We start from the raw sequence: 16,350 nt of genomic DNA, 5'->3' as shown, positions 1-16,350 counted from the left end.
ATCGATGGCGATTCCGGGGGTGAAGCCGACACTGGCACCAGCGGCCGCGGCGATGGATACGTCGATGCCATCGGAAATGTCCACCGCGCAGCCGATCAGATATCCGGCGGCGATCTGCCCGCGACGTAGTGCCGCGGATCCGTCGGAGACAAGCGAGAAATCTCCGGACACCTTGGCCGCGTGCGCGAACGGCACGCCCAATGCGAGAGCACCACCTGTGGGCAGGACATGATTGGCATCCACCGACGCGATCAGGTGCAACCCGCCGGTGCCTACCTCCCCCGGCTCCGCGTCGGCCGCGGTAACAGTACCGATGGTGGCCAGCATCACCGCGGTGATCGCGGCCAGAGTACGCGAATGCTTGCGGTTCATCATGCTCCAGTCGAGTCGCTGTCGAAACGGAACTTCGGAGGCAAACGGGATCGCACACGAATGATCGCCGCGGATTCTTCTGGCGTGTGCGGCCGAAACTTTACCGGGAAGTGCAGCTCAGGGGCCGGTAATTGGGCCCGGCGCGGCGAGTCGACCGACGCGGCGGGCCTTGGGCATGGAACTCACCACGGGCGCGTCCGCAGCCCGGCCGAGGCCGCGGTGCGTACCGCCAACTCGCGTAGCGCCGCGGCGGACTCGATGCGATCCGGGTCCAGGCTCACCAGACTCAACACGTAGTCGTCGCCGATGTGACACAGGTACCCGGAGAGCCTGGTGCGCGGCAGTAGCGCGGCGGTCAGGCCAGGGTGGATCGCACGTGCCGCGACGCCGGTGCAGCGATGCGGGCCGAGCGTGCGCAGGGAGGCGGGCAGCGTTCCGATGTTGGAGCACAGGATGTCTCGCTCGCCCGCGCCCTTGGACAGGGTGTAGGCCCAGCGGTCCGGGATCACCTGGAGCAGTTCTTCGGGCATGCCGCCCGGCGCGGACATGCGGTGCTCGTAGGCAGAACGGGCCAGTGCCCGGATGGTCGCGGGGGTGTCGGTTCGGCCGATCGCGATCCGCGTCATGGCGAGGTCGTTGTCCACGCGGGGCTCGGCGCGGGTGTCGACGGGCAGACTCGCCTCGATCGTCTCGTCGGGAAAGCGGCTGTTCCACAGCATGGTCGCGACGAGATGGATGAACAGGCTGTTGGCCGTGCCGCCTTCTCGTGCGGCAACGCGATCCCATTCCGCGGCAGGACATTGCAGGATCGCGCTCTGGGTGATCGTTTCGGAGGCGATGCGCGGCCTCTCGTCCCGGAGCGGGGCGGAGGGCTGGCGCGGTATCCCGTGCCGCAACGCCGCGGCGGTGCCGCGCAGGACGATCGTCCATTGCCGCCAGGCATCGCGCCAATCCGACTCTCGCGCAGTGAGATCGAACCTCTGTGCGCGCTCGCCGCCCAACGCGTCGTCCACGGCCAGCGCCAGCGCACGTCCGTCGGCCAGCGCGTGCGAGCAGGTGAGCGAGACGAGCGAACCGCCGTCGTCCAGCGCCGCTGTCGCAAGTCGCCATCCGGGACCGTATTCCGGATCGAGCCCCTCGCCTTGCGCGTCGGCCCAGTCGAGCAATTGCGCGACGGGGAGGACGCCCTCGGCGTGAGCGATCGGATACGCGCGGACGTTCGGTTGCCAGGATCGGCGAGCGCCTGGCACACGCGGTCGAGCCACCCTGCGTCCCAACGGCCCCGCGCGCAGCGCGTCGTGCACTCGCGCAAGCAGTGCGTGGTCCACCCGGTCGGCGGTCCGCCACAGTCCTTGCAGCGCGATCGGGGTGCCGAGTCCGCGGTGGGTGCGCAGAAAGATCTCGTCGACGACGCTCAGGCGGGTCATCGAAGTCAGGCGCGACCGCCGTGCCTGCCCGCGCCCGCCGCGAAGCGCTGCGCGCCCTCCAGAGCGCCGCCCGCCAGCGCTGTCAGGCCGTGCCGGAACTCGTTGCGCAGCGCGGCCTCCTCGCTCATCCCCTCCTGTTCGAGCAGCGACATCCGGTCCGAGCGCAGACACGTCTGGGGCAGCGCGGCCAGTTCCGCGGCGAGCTCTTCGGCTGCCCGGCGCGCTTCGCCGGCGGGCACCACACGGTTCACCAGACCTATTCGCAGCGCCTCTTCCGCCCCGACCGCTCGCCCGGTGAGCACGAGGTCCATGGCGCGGCCGGTACCGATGATCCGGGGCAGCCGGATGGTGCCGCCGTCGATGAGCGGGACGCCCCAGCGGCGGCAGAACACGCCGAAGGTGCTGTCCTGCTCGGCGACCCGCAGGTCGCACCACAGCGCCAGCTCGAGCCCGCCCGCCACCGCGTAGCCGGAGACCGCGGCGATCACCGGCTTGGACAGCCGCATGCGCGTCGGCCCCATCGGGCCGTCGCCGTCCTCGGTGGCCTGGTTGGAGCGCTCGGTGCCGAGTGCCTTCAAGTCGGCGCCCGCGCAGAACGTGCCGCCGTCGCCCCACAGCACGGCGACCGACGCGTCGGGGTCGGCGTCGAACTCGCGGAATGCGTCGGCCAGCGCGGCCGCGGTCGGTCCGTCGACCGCGTTGCGTGCCTCGGGGCGATGCAGGATCACGGTTGTCACAGGGCCGTCGCGTTCGATCAGTACCGTCACAGGCTCGACCATACGCCGTATAAGCACCCTTGTGTGAAGAAATGAATTCGTGCTTCACTTCTTGTGTGGCCTACCGCAGAACCCCCGCCGTGCAGGCCCGCCTGGACGCGCAGGCGGGAGTGATCGTGCATGCAGCGACCAAGGTGCTGTCGCGCGGCGGATATGCCGCGCTGTCCATGGCCGCGGTCGCGGCGGAGGCCGGAGTCGCCACCGGCACCGTCTACAAGAACTTCGACGGCAAGGCCGATCTGGTGCGCGCGGTCTTCCGCAAGGTGGTCGCCCGCGAGGTCGCCGCGGTGGCCGCGGCCGGTGCGCACGGAACGGCGCTGGAACGGGTGACCGCGGCGGTGGAGACCTTCGCCGGTCGCGCGCTGAAGAACCCGAACCTCGCCTACGTGCTACTCGCCGAGCCGGTCGACGCCATCGTCGACAGCGAACGGCTGCACTTCCGGCGCGCCTTCGCGGAGACCTTCGAATCGGCCGTGGCCGAGGGCGTCGCGCGGGGTGAACTCCCGCCGCAGGACCCGAGGATCAGCGCGGCGGCCTTGGTCGGCGCGATCGGCGAGGTGCTGGTCGGCCCGCTCGCCGACGCACCGCACGGGGAATTCGTCGTCCCCGAACTCACCGCTTTCGCGATACGCGCGCTGGGTGTGCGCGACAACTCCAGCGCCGATGGCGCTCGGCTGGAATCAGGAGTTTCCGATGCAGACGCATGAAGTCTTCAACCAGGTTCCCGATATCGTGCCGTTCGACGTCGCGCGCAACCCGGCGCTGATCGAGGGCTTGCACCGGGAAGGCGCGGGCTGGGCCGAACCCGAGGTGCGCGAACTCGGCGCGCTCGCCGGCGGCGCCGAGGCGCAGCAGTGGGGCAGGCTGGCCAACGAGTACCCGCCGGTGCTGCGCACCCACGACCGGTACGGCAACCGCATCGACGAGGTCGAATTCCACCCGCACTGGCACGACCTGATGCGCGTCGCCGTCGAACACGGCCTGCACGGCTCGCCGTGGCTGGACGACCGGCCGGGCGCGCACGTGGCGCGCGCGGCGAAGTTCTACACCTGGGGCGTTGCCGACGCGGGCCACATGTGCCCGATCTCGATGACCTACGCGGTGGTGCCCGCGCTGCGGCACAACCGGGAGCTGGCGGCGAAATACGAACCGCTGCTCGGCTCCCGCGTCTACGAGTTCGGGCTGCGTGAGCCGTCCACCAAGGCCGGACTCATCGCGGGCATGTCGATGACCGAGAAGCAGGGCGGCTCCGATGTCCGCGTCAACACCACCACCGCGACACCGCGGCCGGACGGCTCGTACCGGATCGTCGGGCACAAGTGGTTCACCTCCGCGCCCATGTCGGACATGTTCCTCACGCTGGCGCAGGCGCCCGGTGGCCTGTCCTGTTTCCTGCTGCCCCGGGTGCTGCCGGACGGCACCCGCAACCCCATCCGCATTCAGCGGCTCAAGGACAAGCTGGGCAACAAGTCCAACGCCTCCTCCGAGATCGAATACGAGAACGCCAGCGGCTGGCTGGTCGGCCAGGAAGGCGCCGGGGTCAAGACCATCATCGAGATGGTGAACATGACCAGGCTGGACTGCGTCATCGGCTCGGCCACCGGCATGCGGGTCGGCACGGTGTACGCGGTGCACCACGCCAGACACCGGGAAGCCTTCGGCGCCAAGCTGATCGACCAGCCCGCCATGCGCAACGTGCTGGCCGACCTGGCGATCGAGTCCGACGCCGCGACCACGGTGATGATGCGGTTGGCCGGGGCCACCGACCGGGCCACGCAGGACCCGGCCGAGGCGGCGCTGCGGCGCATCGCGTTGGCGGTCACCAAATACTGGGTGTGCAAGCGTGCGCCGTCGCACGCGGCCGAGGCGCTGGAATGCCTGGGCGGCAACGGATATGCCGAGGAGTCCGGCATGCCGCGGCTGTATCGGGAGGCGCCGCTGATGTCCATCTGGGAAGGCTCGGGCAACGTCGCCGCGCTGGATGCGCTGCGCGCCATGGGGCGTCAACCGGAGACCGTTGAGGCGTACTTCAACGAAGTGTCGCTGGCGAAGGGCGAGAACCCGCGATTGGACGACGCGATCGCCCGCGTCGGCAAGGAGCTGTCCGATCTCGACGACATCCAGTACCGCGCGCGCCGCGTAGTGGAGCTGATGGCGTTGGTGCTGCAAGGGGCGCAATTGGTTCGGCACGGTCACCCCGCCGTCGCCGACGCTTTCTGCGCCACCCGGTTGGGCGACGACTGGGGCATCGCGTTCGGCACGCTGCCCACCGGGGTGGACACGGGCGCGATCATCGAGCGCGCGTTCGTCTGAACCGCCCGCTTCCGCGTTCGACGTGGGTCAGCGGCTCTCGCCGTCGCATGCTGTGCGGGGCCGGCGGATTCGCGCTGCGAGATCGCTCGGTCCGCTGCGGGGATGCGGGAACGGAGTGTGTCATGCGGGCCGGGTCAGCACCCGCTCGACCAACGCCGTGTCGCAATGCTCCACCACTTCGCGCAGCTTTCCGTCCGTGACGCGGAAGAGGAAACAGTAGGTCTGGTCGTAGGTTTCGCCGCGGGTGGTCACGGCGTTGGCGTGGGCCTGCACCACGACGCGGTCGCCCTCGGCCACGATCGCGTCGGCGGCACTGCGGTATTCGGTGAACTGCGCCATGAGTGGACGTAGGAGTTGGCGTAGCACCGTTGTCTTCGGTTCCCACGTGCCGCTCCAGGACCAGTCGCCGGGGAACACCCAGCGGAAGTCGTCGGCCATGGCGTCGCTCAGCGCGCGGGTATTGCCGCGGGCCATCTGCTGGAAAATGTCTTCCAGCAGCTTCTTGTTCTCGATCGCGGTCGTGTCCGCTGTTCGCTCGCTCATGCAGCCGACGCTATGGGCGGGATATACATGCGACAAGCGAAACTCTGGCATGCTTGGTATGAGTAATTCGTATGAGTGAGTTCACTGTCGTCGGCCTGCGCGTGGTGCGGGAGGCGGCCAGCTGCGGGTCGTTCTCGACCGCCGCGGAGAATCTCGGTTACACGCAGTCCGCGGTGTCGAGGCAGATCGCCTTGATGGAGCGGGCGGCCGGGCGTGCGCTGTTCGAGCGGCACGCCCGCGGCGTCCAACCCACCGAGGCGGGGCGCATCGTCGTGCGGCACGCCGAGATAGTGCTCGGCGAGCTGGAGAACGCCCGGCACAATATCCGCCACCTGGAGGCCCGACCACCCGGGCGGCTACGGGTGGGCGCGTTCTCGACCGCGATGGCCGCCCTCGTGCCGCAGGCGATGGCGGCTGTCGGCGATCAGCGCGCGCGGATAACGCTGCGGGAGGGGCTGAGTCCCCGATTGCTCGCCGCCGTCGCCCGGAAACGACTCGACGTAGCGGTGGTGACCGCGCCCGACGCCGCGCCTCCTGGCGTCCAGATCGAACCACTGCTCGACGATCCGCTGCTCGTCGCGCTCCCGCCCACGCATCCTCTCGCCGGCGCCCCCAGCGCCACCCCCGCCATGCTGCGCGACGAACGATGGATCGCCGGAAGCCACGAGCCTGGCTCCACCCTGCTCGGCGCCTGGCGCGATCCCGGATGGGAACCGGATATCGCGTTCGTCGCCCGCGACTGGTTCGCCAAGCTCGGCCTCGTCGCGGCGGGGCTCGGTGTCACCGTGGTCCCCGGCATCGCCGTCCCCGTGTTGCCCCCGTCGATCGCGCTCCTGCGCATCGATCACCCGTCCGCGGTCCGCAGGACCGTCATCGTCCACCGCCGTGATCGCGATGCCCCCGCACTCCGGCAGGCGTTCGCCGAAGCGCTGCGCGACCACGCGGCCGTGCTATGCGCCCAGGTACGTCAACGTCTTCGGTAGTCGTCGGCGGGCGGGTATCCGGAGCGGCGGTAGTGTGGCGGCGGTGGCAGCGGAATTCGTCGAGAGGCCGTTGAGCTGGCTGGCGCGGCGGGTGCTGGATCGGGCCGGGGAGGGACGGTATCTGCTCGGCATCGCGGGGCCGCCGGGCGCGGGCAAGTCCACGTTGTCGGTGGCGTTGCGGGAGGCGATCAATGCCGTGGGGAACGTGGTCGCCGAGATCGCGCCCATGGACGGATACCACCTGACCAACGATGTTCTGCGCGCGAGGGGAGATCTTGCGCGCAAAGGGGAGCCGGACACTTTCGACGTCGACGGGTACGTCGCGGGGCTGCGGCGGCTGCGGAGCACACCGCTCGGCCAGCCCGTCGCCTGGCCCACCTTCGATCGGACGACCGATGCGCCGGTAGCCGGTGGCGTGGTGTTCGACCGGCAATCCATCGTGATCACCGAGGGCAACTACCTGCTGCTGGACGACTTCGGGACTCGGCAATGGTCGGCGGTCCGCGCACTGCTCGACGAGTGCTGGTACCTGGACGCGGCCCGGGACGTCATCGAGGATCGCTTGCTGCGCAGGCATATTCGGGGCGGCCGCACACGCGAGGCGGCCGCGAAGAAGGTCCGCGACAGCGACCTATGGAACGCGGAGCTGGTCGCGACCTCGAGCGCGCGCGCCGATTTGGTGCTGTGTGAGCGTGCTGGGGGCTATGCGGTCCGCGTGGTCCGGCCACGCCTCAGCGATTCGCGCGATACCAGCGGATGAGCGCGTCGGTAGACGAATCATCCTGTGGCTCAGGGTCTTCCGCCGCGGTGAGCAGCGGGGCCAGCGCGAGCGCCTGCTGCTTGCCGAGTTCGACGCCCCACTGGTCGAAGCTGTCGATGCCCCAGATGGCGCCTTCCACGAAGACTTGGTGCTCGTAGAGCGCGATGAGCTGCCCGACGACCGACGGGGTGAGCTGCGGCGCCAGGATCGTGGTGGACGGACGATTGCCCGGCATCACCTTGTGCGGCACCAGCTTCGGGTCGGTCCCCTCGGCGCCGATCTCCTCGGCCGTCTTGCCGAAGGCGAGCACCTTGGTCTGCGCGAACAGATTGCTCATCAGCACGTCGTGCATGCTGCCGGTGCCGTCGATCGTCGGCAGATCGGCGGTGGGCCGCGCGAAGCCGATGAAGTCGGCCGGAATGAGCCGAGTGCCCTGGTGCAGCAGTTGGTAGAAGGCGTGCTGGCCGTTGGTCCCCGGTTCGCCCCAGAAGATCTCGCCCGTGGACGTGGTGACCGGGGTGCCGTCGGCGTGCACCGACTTGCCGTTGGACTCCATGGTCAGCTGTTGCAGGTAGGCGGGGAAGCGGGCCAGATCATTCGAATACGGCAGCACCGCATGCGACTGCGCGCCGAAGAAATTCGAGTACCAGACGCCGAGCAGGCCGAGCAGTACGGGTGCGTTCGCCTCCAGTGGCGCGGTGGCGAAATGCCGGTCGACGGCATGCATTCCGGCGAGAAACTCCGCGAAGCGCTCCTTGCCGACGGTCGCCATCACCGAGAGCCCGATCGCCGAGGCCACCGAGTAGCGGCCGCCCACCCAGTCCCAGAAGCCGAACATGTTGTCGGTGTCGATGCCGAAGCGCGCGACCCGCTCGGCGTTGGTCGAGACCGCGACGAAATGCTTGGCGACGGCGTCCTCTCCGAGCGCGGCGACCAGCCAGCGCCGGGCCGCCGTCGCGTTGGTCAGCGTCTCCAAGGTGGAGAACGTCTTGGACGCGACGACGAACAGCGTGGTGGCCGGATCCAGCCCGTCGAGCTTCGCGACGAGATCCGCCGGGTCGACGTTCGAGACGAACCGCGCGCCGATGCCCGCGTCGGCGTAGTGGCGCAGCGCTTGATGCACCATCACCGGACCCAGATCCGATCCGCCGATGCCGATGTTCACCACGGTCTTGATGCGCTCGCCGGTCGCGCCGCGCCACTCACCGGAGCGCAGGGCGTCGGTGAACTCGCCCATCCGGCGCAGCACCTCGTGCACCTCGGCGCCCGCGTCGACGCCGTCGATGATCAGACTCTCGCCCTTCGGCAGCCGCAGCGCGATGTGGCCGACCGCGCGGTCCTCGGAGGTGTTGATGTGCTCGCCGCGATACATCGCGTCCCGGCGCTGCGGCACGCCCGCTTCCCGCGCCAATTCCACCAGCAGGTGCAGGGTTTCCCTGGTCACGCGGTGCTTGCTGTAGTCGATGTGCAGGTCCCCCACCTGGACGGTCAGCTCCCTGCCCCGGGCCGGGTCCTCGGCGAAGAACTCCCTGAGGTGTCGTCCGGCGATGGCGCCGTGGTGATCGTGCAGTTTCCGCCAGGCCGCCGTCGCGGTGATGTCGCTGCTCACGTTCGCCGAGACTACAAGCAGGTCGGGCAGTGCGCACGGGACGGCCGCGGAGAGTCGGTCGGTCGGACAGCCCGCCGGGCTGATCGCGCGGCGTGACAACTGTGCCGCCGCATCACTTCGGTCGGACCCGGGCGCGGGCTTAGGCTGGCTGCATGGTGTCCGAACGTGAACTTCTCGAATCCGTGCCGACGCGGCTGTGGATCGGCGGACCTGTCGACGCCACCGGCGCAGGCACCTTCCCGGTGCACAATCCGGCCACGGGGGAGGTGTTGACGCAGGTCGCGGACGCGACGCCGGAGGACGCGGTGCGCGCCCTCGACGCCGCCGTCGCGGTGCAGGACGAATGGGCGGCCACCTCGGCGCGCGAGCGGGGCGAGATCCTGCGGAAGGTGTTCGAGCGGATCACCGCCCGTGCGGAGGAATTCGCACTGTTGATGACCCTGGAGATGGGCAAGGCGCTGCCGGAGAGCCGCAACGAGGTGCGCTACGGCGCCGAATTCTTCCGCTGGTTCAGCGAGGAGGCCGTCCGGGTGCACGGGCGCTACCTGCACGCGCCGTCCGGCACCGGACGGATCGTGGTGCACAAGCAACCGGTGGGCCCGTGCCTGGCCATCACGCCGTGGAACTTCCCGCTGGCCATGGGCACGCGCAAGATCGGCCCCGCGCTGGCCGCGGGCTGCACGATGATCGTCAAGCCCGCCTCCGCGACGCCGCTGACCATGCTGTTGCTGGCCCAGTTGTGCAGCGAGGCCGGTCTGCCCGACGGCGTGCTGTCGGTGCTCACCACCAGCCGCTCCAGCGCCGTGACCCAGCCGCTGCTGGACGATCCCCGGCTGCGCAAGCTCACCTTCACCGGTTCCACCGAGGTCGGCAGGAAACTGGTGGAGAAGTCCGCGAACCGGCTTCTGCGCACCTCCATGGAACTCGGCGGGAACGCGCCGTTCGTGGTGTTCGACGACGCCGACGTCGACGCGGCCGTGCAGGGTGCGATGCTGGCCAAGCTGCGCAACGGCGGCGAGGCGTGCACCGCCGCCAACCGCTTCCACGTGCAGAACGGCGTCCGCGCGGAGTTCACCGCGAAGCTGGTCGAGGCGATGTCCAGCACGGTGCGGCTCGGGCCGGGCACCGATCCCGATACGACGCTCGGCCCGCTGATCAACGAGGATCAGCTCCAGACCGTCGGCGAATTGGTGGACGACGCCGTCGCGGCAGGCGCGCAGGTCCTGATCGGCGGCAAGGCGCCCGGCGGCCCCGGCTGGTTCTATCCGGCCACCATCCTCGCCGACGTTCCCCCGCAAGCCAGAATCCTGCGCGAGGAAGTGTTCGGCCCGGTGGCCCCGATCATCGGCTTCGATACCGAGGAAGAGGGACTCGCCGCCGCCAACGACACCGAATTCGGTTTGGTCAGCTACGTCTACACCCGCGACCTCGATCGAGCCCTCCGGATCGCCGAAGGCCTGGAATCCGGCATGGTGGGCGTCAATCGCGGCGTGATCTCCGACCCGGCCGCCCCCTTCGGCGGCGTCAAGGCGTCCGGCTTCGGCCGGGAGGGCGGCACGGAGGGCATCGAGGAGTACCTGTCCACCAAGTACATCGCCCTCACCTGAGGCGCACCCGCCCGGGCAGCGTATGCCGCCCGGGCGGTTCGCTTCAGCTCCGGTCCTCGATCGCGGCGTCGATCTCCGCCTCCGTCGCGCGGCTGACTCCGAGCTTGTCGGCCATCCGGCTCAGTGTGATCTCCACACCGAGCACACGGCGATGCGTCTCGTACATGATCTCGCCGTAGCTGATCTCGATATCGGTGACGCGACCTTCCAGCGCCGTCACGCGTCGTTCGAGATTCATCGTGGTTCCCCCTTCGCCAGGCCCGGCGGGCTCGTCAATGCGGGCGAAGCCTATCCCAGACCACCGACAGACACACCGGATCCGGACATGAAACGACCGCCCCGGGGTGTGCCCACCCGGGGCGGCCTGGTGGAATGCGGCGGTCTTGCGAGCGCGCCGCGTGGTTCTCAGTGGCCGAGGCGACCGCGGCCCAGACGAAGCAGCAGCATGGCGAGGGTGTGGCCTTCCTGGCCGAGCTCGCTGAAGCGCTCCAGCACCTTCATTTCCCGACTGTGCACCAGGCGCGGCCCGCCCGACGCCATCCGCGTCCGGCCGATGATCCGGGAGATCTCCGTCCGGCGCTTGATCGCGGCGAGAATCTCGGCGTCGAGACGATCGATCTCCTTGCGGAGCTTGTCGATCTCGGCCTCGGTCTGCGGCAGCGCGGCATCGGACCCGGTCGTCGTGGCAGGGGTGCTCATCATTCATCTCCTCGTGTCAGAACGTGGATCGGACCGTGCGCTCGGCTCGTTACCGATCGGTTCTTTCACCGTGAAACAGACCTGGTGGGGCCTTGCATTGTCCCCCCAGACGGTGCGCTCAGGCATAGGCTCCGCGATCCCGGCATCCGGCAGGTAACCGAAGCGGAGGTATCGGGGGAGCGCTGAGCATTCCGCCAGTCTGCCACGGGCTGGGGGGTATGCAAAACGACTACATTTGTGAATCGCCCGAGAAGCCCAGGTCGTTTCACCGCGGCTTCCCACGACTGGGGATCATCCCGTTTGCGAGCCGGTGCCGAACGGATTCCGAAGCGCCCGGGGCTTCAGGTCTGTCGGTGCCCGCCGGTAGCGTGGATGGGCGATGGACATCACGGTGGCTCCCAAGACGCAGACGGGTCGGGTCGTGCACCCGGATCCGACATCGAAACCGCTGGTCGCGTGGAACGACGCGGAGCGGCCGCAGCATGCCCTCGTGCCGCAGGCGCCGCTGACGGACGACGAGCGCGAACAGCAGCGGGTCGAGCGCGAGAAGCGGCGTGCCGAGGAGGCCGAACGGCTGCTCGACGGACTCAACCCGCAGCAGCGCGCCGCGGTTGTGCACACCGGATCGCCCCTGCTGATCGTGGCGGGCGCGGGGTCGGGCAAGACGGCCGTCCTCACCCGTCGCATCGCCTATCTGCTCGCCGCGCGCGGAGTGACCCCCGGCCAGGTGCTGGCCATCACCTTCACCAACAAGGCCGCCGCGGAGATGCGGGAGCGGGTGAGCGGGCTGGTCGGCCCGCGTGCGAACGCCATGTGGGTGTCCACGTTCCACTCCAGCTGCGTCCGGATCCTGCGTACCCAGGCCGCGCTGCTGCCCGGCTTGAATTCGAATTTCTCGATCTACGATGCCGACGATTCCCGGCGCCTGCTCACCATGATCAGCCGGGATCTGGACATCGACGCCAAGAAGTACTCGGCGCGCCTGCTCGCGACCGCGATCTCGAATCTGAAGAACGAGCTCATCGATCCGGCCCGGGCCACCGCGGACGCCGAATCCGACGATGCCGAGCTGCCCGGCCTGGTGGCCAGGGTCTACACCGAATACCAGCGCAGGTTGCGTTCGGCGAACGCGCTGGACTTCGACGACCTGATCGGTGAGACGGTGGCGCTGCTGCAGAACCATCCACAGGTCGCCGAGTACTACCGGCGCCGTTTCCGGCACGTCCTGGTGGACGAGTACCAGGACACCAACCACGCGCAGTACGTCCTGGTGCGTGAGCTGGTCGGGCACCAGGATGACGACGGAGCGGACCTGCCGCAGGACCGTGTCCCGCCGAGCGAACTGTGCGTGGTCGGTGACGCCGACCAGTCCATCTACGCTTTCCGTGGCGCGACCATCCGCAATATCGAGGAGTTCGAACGCGATTTCCCCGATGCGGAAACCATCCTCCTGGAGCAGAACTACCGCTCCACGCAGCACATCCTCTCCGCCGCCAACGCGGTGATCTCCCGCAACGAGAACCGGCGCGAGAAGAAGCTGTGGACCGATTCCGGCGAGGGCGATCTGATCACCGGCTACGTCGCCGACAACGAGCACGACGAGGCGTCGTTCGTGGCGCGCGAGATCGACCGGTTGGTCGACCAAGGCGAGGCCAACTACGGCGACGTCGCGGTGTTCTACCGGACCAACAACAACTCGCGCGCGCTGGAAGAGATCTTCATCCGGATGGGGCTGCCCTACAAGGTGGTCGGCGGTGTCCGCTTCTACGAGCGCAAAGAGGTGCGCGACATCGTCGCCTACCTGCGCGTGCTGGAGAACCCGGACGACGCGGTGAGCATGCGCCGCATCCTCAACACCCCCCGCCGCGGCATCGGCGACCGAGCCGAAGCGTGTGTGGCGGTGCACGCCGAACAGCGCGGGATCGGTTTCGCCGCCGCGCTGCGCGACGCGGCGGACGGGAAGGTGGCGCTGCTGAACACCCGCGCGCAGCGGGCCATCGCGGGCTTCCTCGACCTGCTCGACGAGATCCGGGCGGCGGGCGAACGCGCGGAGTCCGCTTTTCCGGATGTGGGCAATGTCGTCGAGGCGGTGCTCGAGCGCACCGGTTATCGCGCCGAACTGGAGGCCTCCGACGATCCCCAGGACGGCGCACGGCTCGACAACCTGAACGAATTGGTCAGTGTCGCTCGGGAATTCAGTTCCGAGGCGCACAACAACGCCGAGGCGGCCCGGCAGGAGGGGCTGGTGCCCGAAGTGGGCGAAGGCGAGCCAGACCCGGGTTCGCTCGCCGCGTTCCTGGAGCGGGTTTCCCTGGTGGCCGATACCGACCAGATTCCGGACGAGGGCTCCGGTGTCGTCACGATGATGACGTTGCACACGGCCAAGGGCTTGGAGTTCCCCGTTGTGTTCGTAACCGGTTGGGAGGACGGACAGTTCCCGCACATGCGGGCGCTCGGCGATCCGACCGAGCTGGCCGAGGAACGCCGCCTCGCCTACGTCGGCATCACCCGAGCGAGGCAGCGCCTGTATGTGACGCGAGCGGTGGTGCGCTCCGGCTGGGGCCAGCCGGTTTCCAATCCGGAATCACGCTTCCTGCAAGAGATCCCGGGTCATCTCATCGATTGGCGCCGCCTCGAGCCCGCCGGATCGCCTGCGACCAGGGGTATCCGGCGGCGCGGCGGTGACGACGACGGGTTGGAGCGGGACTGGACGCGCGGCGACGGCTGGTCGGAGCCACGGCCGGGCTTGCGGGACCGGGGGCCGCGCAGGCCAGCACCCGGCGGCGCGACGCGCAACAACACGAATCTGGTGCTCGCCGTGGGCGATCGGGTCAGCGACGACAAATACGGTCTCGGCCGCGTGATCGCCGCCGAGGGCTTCGGGCCGCTGGCCACCGTGACGATAGATTTCGGCACCGCGGGCAAGATCCGGCTGATCCCGCAGTACAGCCGAACACTGGTCAAGCTCTGAGCGTGCGGCCCGCGCCGAGCGGGGGCCGGTCCGTGCGGCAGGGCCTTTCGACCCTGCCCCTGGTGCCGCCGCGCCGGTAGGGTCCGCGGCATGGACACGGTCGCGCAGCACCTCCTGTGGTTTCTGCCCATGCTGTGGCTGGGCATGGTGCTGGCCATCTCGTTCCTGGAAGCGCCGTTGAAGTTCCGCGCACCCGGCGTGACGCTTCCGCTCGGTCTCGGCATCGGCCGCTTGGTGTTTCGCGCGTTGAACATCGTCGAGGCCGCGCTCGCCACGCTGCTGGTGGTCGCCGCGCTGATCGTCGCGCCCGGTCCGGCCACCTGGTCCTGGCTCGGCGTCGCCGTGGCGCTGCTCGGCATCCAGATTCTGGTGGTGCGCCCGCCGCTGACCCGCCGCGCCGACCGCGTTCTGGCAGGGGAGAACCTGCCGCGTTCGCACGCCCACTACTGGTACATCGGCTTGGAGGTCGCCAAAGTGGTCGCGTTGCTCGGGCTCGCGATCGCCGCCGCGCCGTAGAAGTCCGCGTCGCAGGCGATTCGGACAGCACTGACCGCGAAACCCGTGTTCGGGTCCGCAGTGCGGTGGGGCGGGTCGCTCAGTCGCGCATCGGGCCGAGGCTGATGCCGCGGGTGGCCAGCCAGGGGACCGGGTCCACCTTGTCGACGCCGTTCAACCAGACCTCGAAGTGGCAGTGCGGTCCCGTGGAGAACCCGCGATTGCCGATCGTGGCGATCTGGTCACCGGCCAGCACGCGCTGGCCCTGCGACACCGTAGCGGTGTCGATGTGACCGTAGATGGTGACGGTGCCGTCGTCGTGCAGCAGGCGAACCCACATGCCGAACCCCGCGGCGGGGCCGGCCTCGATCACGGTGCCGTCGGCGACGGCGTAGATCGGGGTGCCGATCGGGCCCGCGATGTCGATGCCGAGGTGCTGCACGCCCCATCGGGCGCCGAAGCCGGAGGTGAAGGTGCCCGCGGCGAAGAACTTGGTGAACAGGGGGCGGAGTTTCGCGGCCTCCTGGGCGGCGAGATCCTCCGCGTACTTCTGGCCCTTCTGCAGGATGTCGTTGAACTGCTCCAGGTTGGCGGGCGACGAAACGGCCAGCACCTGTGGTGATTCCGTCGAGGCGCCGGGGTCGGCCACGTTCATCGACTGAGCGGTGATCTCGTGAATCTGCCCCGCGGCTTCGTAGTCGACGGCCTGCGACGGCTGCTCGGGCGCGGCGAACGCGGCCTGTCCGGCGGCGACGACCGCACCCGCGGCGACGGCGGCAACCGCGGCGCGGCCCTTGAGGGCGGCGGGCGGTGCGGGCACCCGGTGGGCGCCACCGCGCTTGTTCGCGGCGCGGCGGGCGGGGATCACGGTCGGCACGGCCGGGAGGCCGGTCCCGGTTTCGGTCCCCTCGGGTTCGGCGGTCTCCGACGCCCAGGATTCCTCCGGGGCCCAGCAGCCGGTGTCCTCCCATTCCTTCGCTTCCGGCGCCCATGGCTGCTCTTCGGCCCACGCGTCGCCGGAGTTCCACGCGCCACCGTCGGACCACGAGTCCTGCTGCGACCAATCCTGTTGGGACCAGGTGTTGTTCGTGGCCCAGGGCTCGTCGTAGCCCGTGCTCTGGTAGGCCGCGGGGTCGTACGCCGCGGGGTCGTACGCCGCGTGGTCGTAGCCCGCGTCGTGAACCGGCGGCTCGAACGACGCGTGATCGGTGGCGAAACCGGGATCCTGGCTCGCGGCCGCGTGGTAGTCGTACGGCGCGGGCGCGCCGTACCGGGGGTCTCCGTATCCGTCGATCTGGGTGCCCGGGTACTGGCTCGCCGCGCCGAAGGACTCGTCGTCCTGGCGGTAACGATGTCCGGATCCCAGACGATCATCGGAGGCGAAGGTGGAGCGGTGGTTCATGCGCGGTGCCACATCGTGAAGCGGGAAAAACTCGAATATCCGCTGGTCAGCGGCGTCGATCGGTCGTATGCGGAGCGGCTCTCCGGCTGCGGAGCGCTGTGCTGCGTCAAAGCTTGCCGTCCTCCTAGTCGTGACCGTGTTGTGACATCGACCGCAATGACGGTAACGAAACGATTGCACCCCCACAAGCGCTGAGGACATTCCGTAACAAACATGTGAGATTGATCACTTCTGGCGCGGCGAATATCTCACCGCGATATGGGCAAGACGGAGAGATTCGTCGACGACAAGTTGTAGTAGAAGGCCGCCCGCTTCCGGGTTCCGTGGCTCTACCTGGCGTGTCGCCAGCGACCTACTCGTCAGTAGTGTTGGCCAGCGGTTTTACCGGTGCGC

General features: G+C 69.1%; 15 protein-coding genes. 7 read left to right on the top strand and 8 right to left on the bottom strand.

Annotated features, from left to right (window positions below):
* The 3 genes from ON34_RS23160 to ON34_RS23150 form a co-directional block, all read right to left on the bottom strand.
* Nucleotides 1–372, bottom strand: a 372-nt coding sequence (locus tag ON34_RS23160; RefSeq protein WP_174372066.1) for an MspA family porin, incomplete at its 3' end; no start/stop codon positions are given.
* A 182-nt stretch (nt 373–554) separates the two neighbouring features.
* Nucleotides 555–1,799: a hypothetical protein gene (locus tag ON34_RS23155; protein ID WP_040782786.1), complete on the bottom strand. Its 1,245-nt coding sequence runs from the start codon at nt 1,797–1,799 to the stop codon at nt 555–557.
* A gap of 5 nt (nt 1,800–1,804) precedes the next feature.
* Nucleotides 1,805–2,578 (bottom strand): crotonase/enoyl-CoA hydratase family protein, encoded by a 774-nt coding sequence (locus ON34_RS23150; protein ID WP_040782784.1) that lies wholly within the window; start codon nt 2,576–2,578, stop codon nt 1,805–1,807.
* A 53-nt stretch (nt 2,579–2,631) separates the two neighbouring features.
* Between ON34_RS23150 and ON34_RS23145 the strand changes: the two genes are divergently transcribed.
* A complete protein-coding gene (locus ON34_RS23145) occupies nt 2,632–3,282 on the top strand; it encodes a TetR/AcrR family transcriptional regulator (protein ID WP_040782781.1) in 651 nt (216 codons plus the stop codon).
* Complete coding sequence (locus ON34_RS23140) at nt 3,269–4,888, top strand: acyl-CoA dehydrogenase family protein (protein WP_083889638.1); 1,620 nt, start codon at nt 3,269–3,271, stop codon at nt 4,886–4,888. Before ON34_RS23145 ends, ON34_RS23140 begins: the two co-directional genes overlap by 14 nt.
* A 120-nt stretch (nt 4,889–5,008) precedes the next feature.
* Here ON34_RS23140 and ON34_RS23135 read toward each other — a convergent pair whose 3' ends face one another.
* Nucleotides 5,009–5,431 (bottom strand): nuclear transport factor 2 family protein, encoded by a 423-nt coding sequence (locus tag ON34_RS23135; RefSeq protein ID WP_040782776.1) that lies wholly within the window; start codon nt 5,429–5,431, stop codon nt 5,009–5,011.
* 71 nt (nt 5,432–5,502) lie between these two features.
* Here ON34_RS23135 and ON34_RS23130 point away from each other — a divergent pair, with 71 nt between their 5' ends.
* The gene (locus ON34_RS23130) at nt 5,503–6,414 is read left to right on the top strand and encodes a LysR family transcriptional regulator (RefSeq protein ID WP_040782774.1); all 912 of its coding nucleotides are present in this window, start codon (nt 5,503–5,505) and stop codon (nt 6,412–6,414) included.
* A 43-nt stretch (nt 6,415–6,457) separates the two neighbouring features.
* Nucleotides 6,458–7,174, top strand: a complete 717-nt coding sequence (locus tag ON34_RS23125) for a nucleoside/nucleotide kinase family protein (RefSeq protein WP_245548154.1) — start codon at nt 6,458–6,460, stop codon at nt 7,172–7,174.
* Here the strand turns inward: ON34_RS23125 and pgi are convergent.
* Nucleotides 7,146–8,783 carry a glucose-6-phosphate isomerase gene (gene pgi, locus ON34_RS23120; protein WP_040782927.1) on the bottom strand — a complete coding sequence of 546 codons (1,638 nt, stop codon included), beginning with the start codon at nt 8,781–8,783 and terminating at the stop codon, nt 7,146–7,148. The two genes, ON34_RS23125 and pgi, sit on opposite strands and share 29 nt — an antisense overlap.
* 152 nt (nt 8,784–8,935) lie before the next feature.
* Here pgi and ON34_RS23115 point away from each other — a divergent pair, with 152 nt between their 5' ends.
* Nucleotides 8,936–10,390: an NAD-dependent succinate-semialdehyde dehydrogenase gene (locus ON34_RS23115; protein WP_040782772.1), complete on the top strand. Its 1,455-nt coding sequence runs from the start codon at nt 8,936–8,938 to the stop codon at nt 10,388–10,390.
* 43 nt (nt 10,391–10,433) lie between these two features.
* Here ON34_RS23115 and ON34_RS23110 read toward each other — a convergent pair whose 3' ends face one another.
* Together ON34_RS23110 and ON34_RS23105 are read right to left on the bottom strand one after the other, a co-directional pair.
* Nucleotides 10,434–10,628, bottom strand: a complete 195-nt coding sequence (locus ON34_RS23110; protein ID WP_040782770.1) for a hypothetical protein — start codon at nt 10,626–10,628, stop codon at nt 10,434–10,436.
* A 167-nt stretch (nt 10,629–10,795) separates the two neighbouring features.
* Nucleotides 10,796–11,089: a chorismate mutase gene (locus ON34_RS23105; protein WP_040782921.1), complete on the bottom strand. Its 294-nt coding sequence runs from the start codon at nt 11,087–11,089 to the stop codon at nt 10,796–10,798.
* Between the two features lie 379 nt (nt 11,090–11,468).
* Between ON34_RS23105 and pcrA the strand changes: the two genes are divergently transcribed.
* Entirely contained in the window at nt 11,469–14,060 is a 2,592-nt protein-coding gene (gene pcrA / locus ON34_RS23100) for a DNA helicase PcrA (RefSeq protein WP_040782768.1), read from the top strand.
* Between the two features lie 90 nt (nt 14,061–14,150).
* Nucleotides 14,151–14,576 carry a hypothetical protein gene (locus ON34_RS23095; protein ID WP_040782765.1) on the top strand — a complete coding sequence of 142 codons (426 nt, stop codon included), beginning with the start codon at nt 14,151–14,153 and terminating at the stop codon, nt 14,574–14,576.
* Between the two features lie 79 nt (nt 14,577–14,655).
* Here ON34_RS23095 and ON34_RS33750 read toward each other — a convergent pair whose 3' ends face one another.
* Complete coding sequence (locus ON34_RS33750; protein ID WP_051022995.1) at nt 14,656–15,957, bottom strand: M23 family metallopeptidase; 1,302 nt, start codon at nt 15,955–15,957, stop codon at nt 14,656–14,658.
* Between the last annotated feature and the right edge of the window lie 393 nt (nt 15,958–16,350).

It is taken from the genome of Nocardia pneumoniae NBRC 100136 (assembly GCF_000308755.1).
Taxonomy (GTDB): domain Bacteria; phylum Actinomycetota; class Actinomycetes; order Mycobacteriales; family Mycobacteriaceae; genus Nocardia; species Nocardia pneumoniae.
This window is presented reverse-complemented; position numbering and strand designations above follow the sequence as displayed.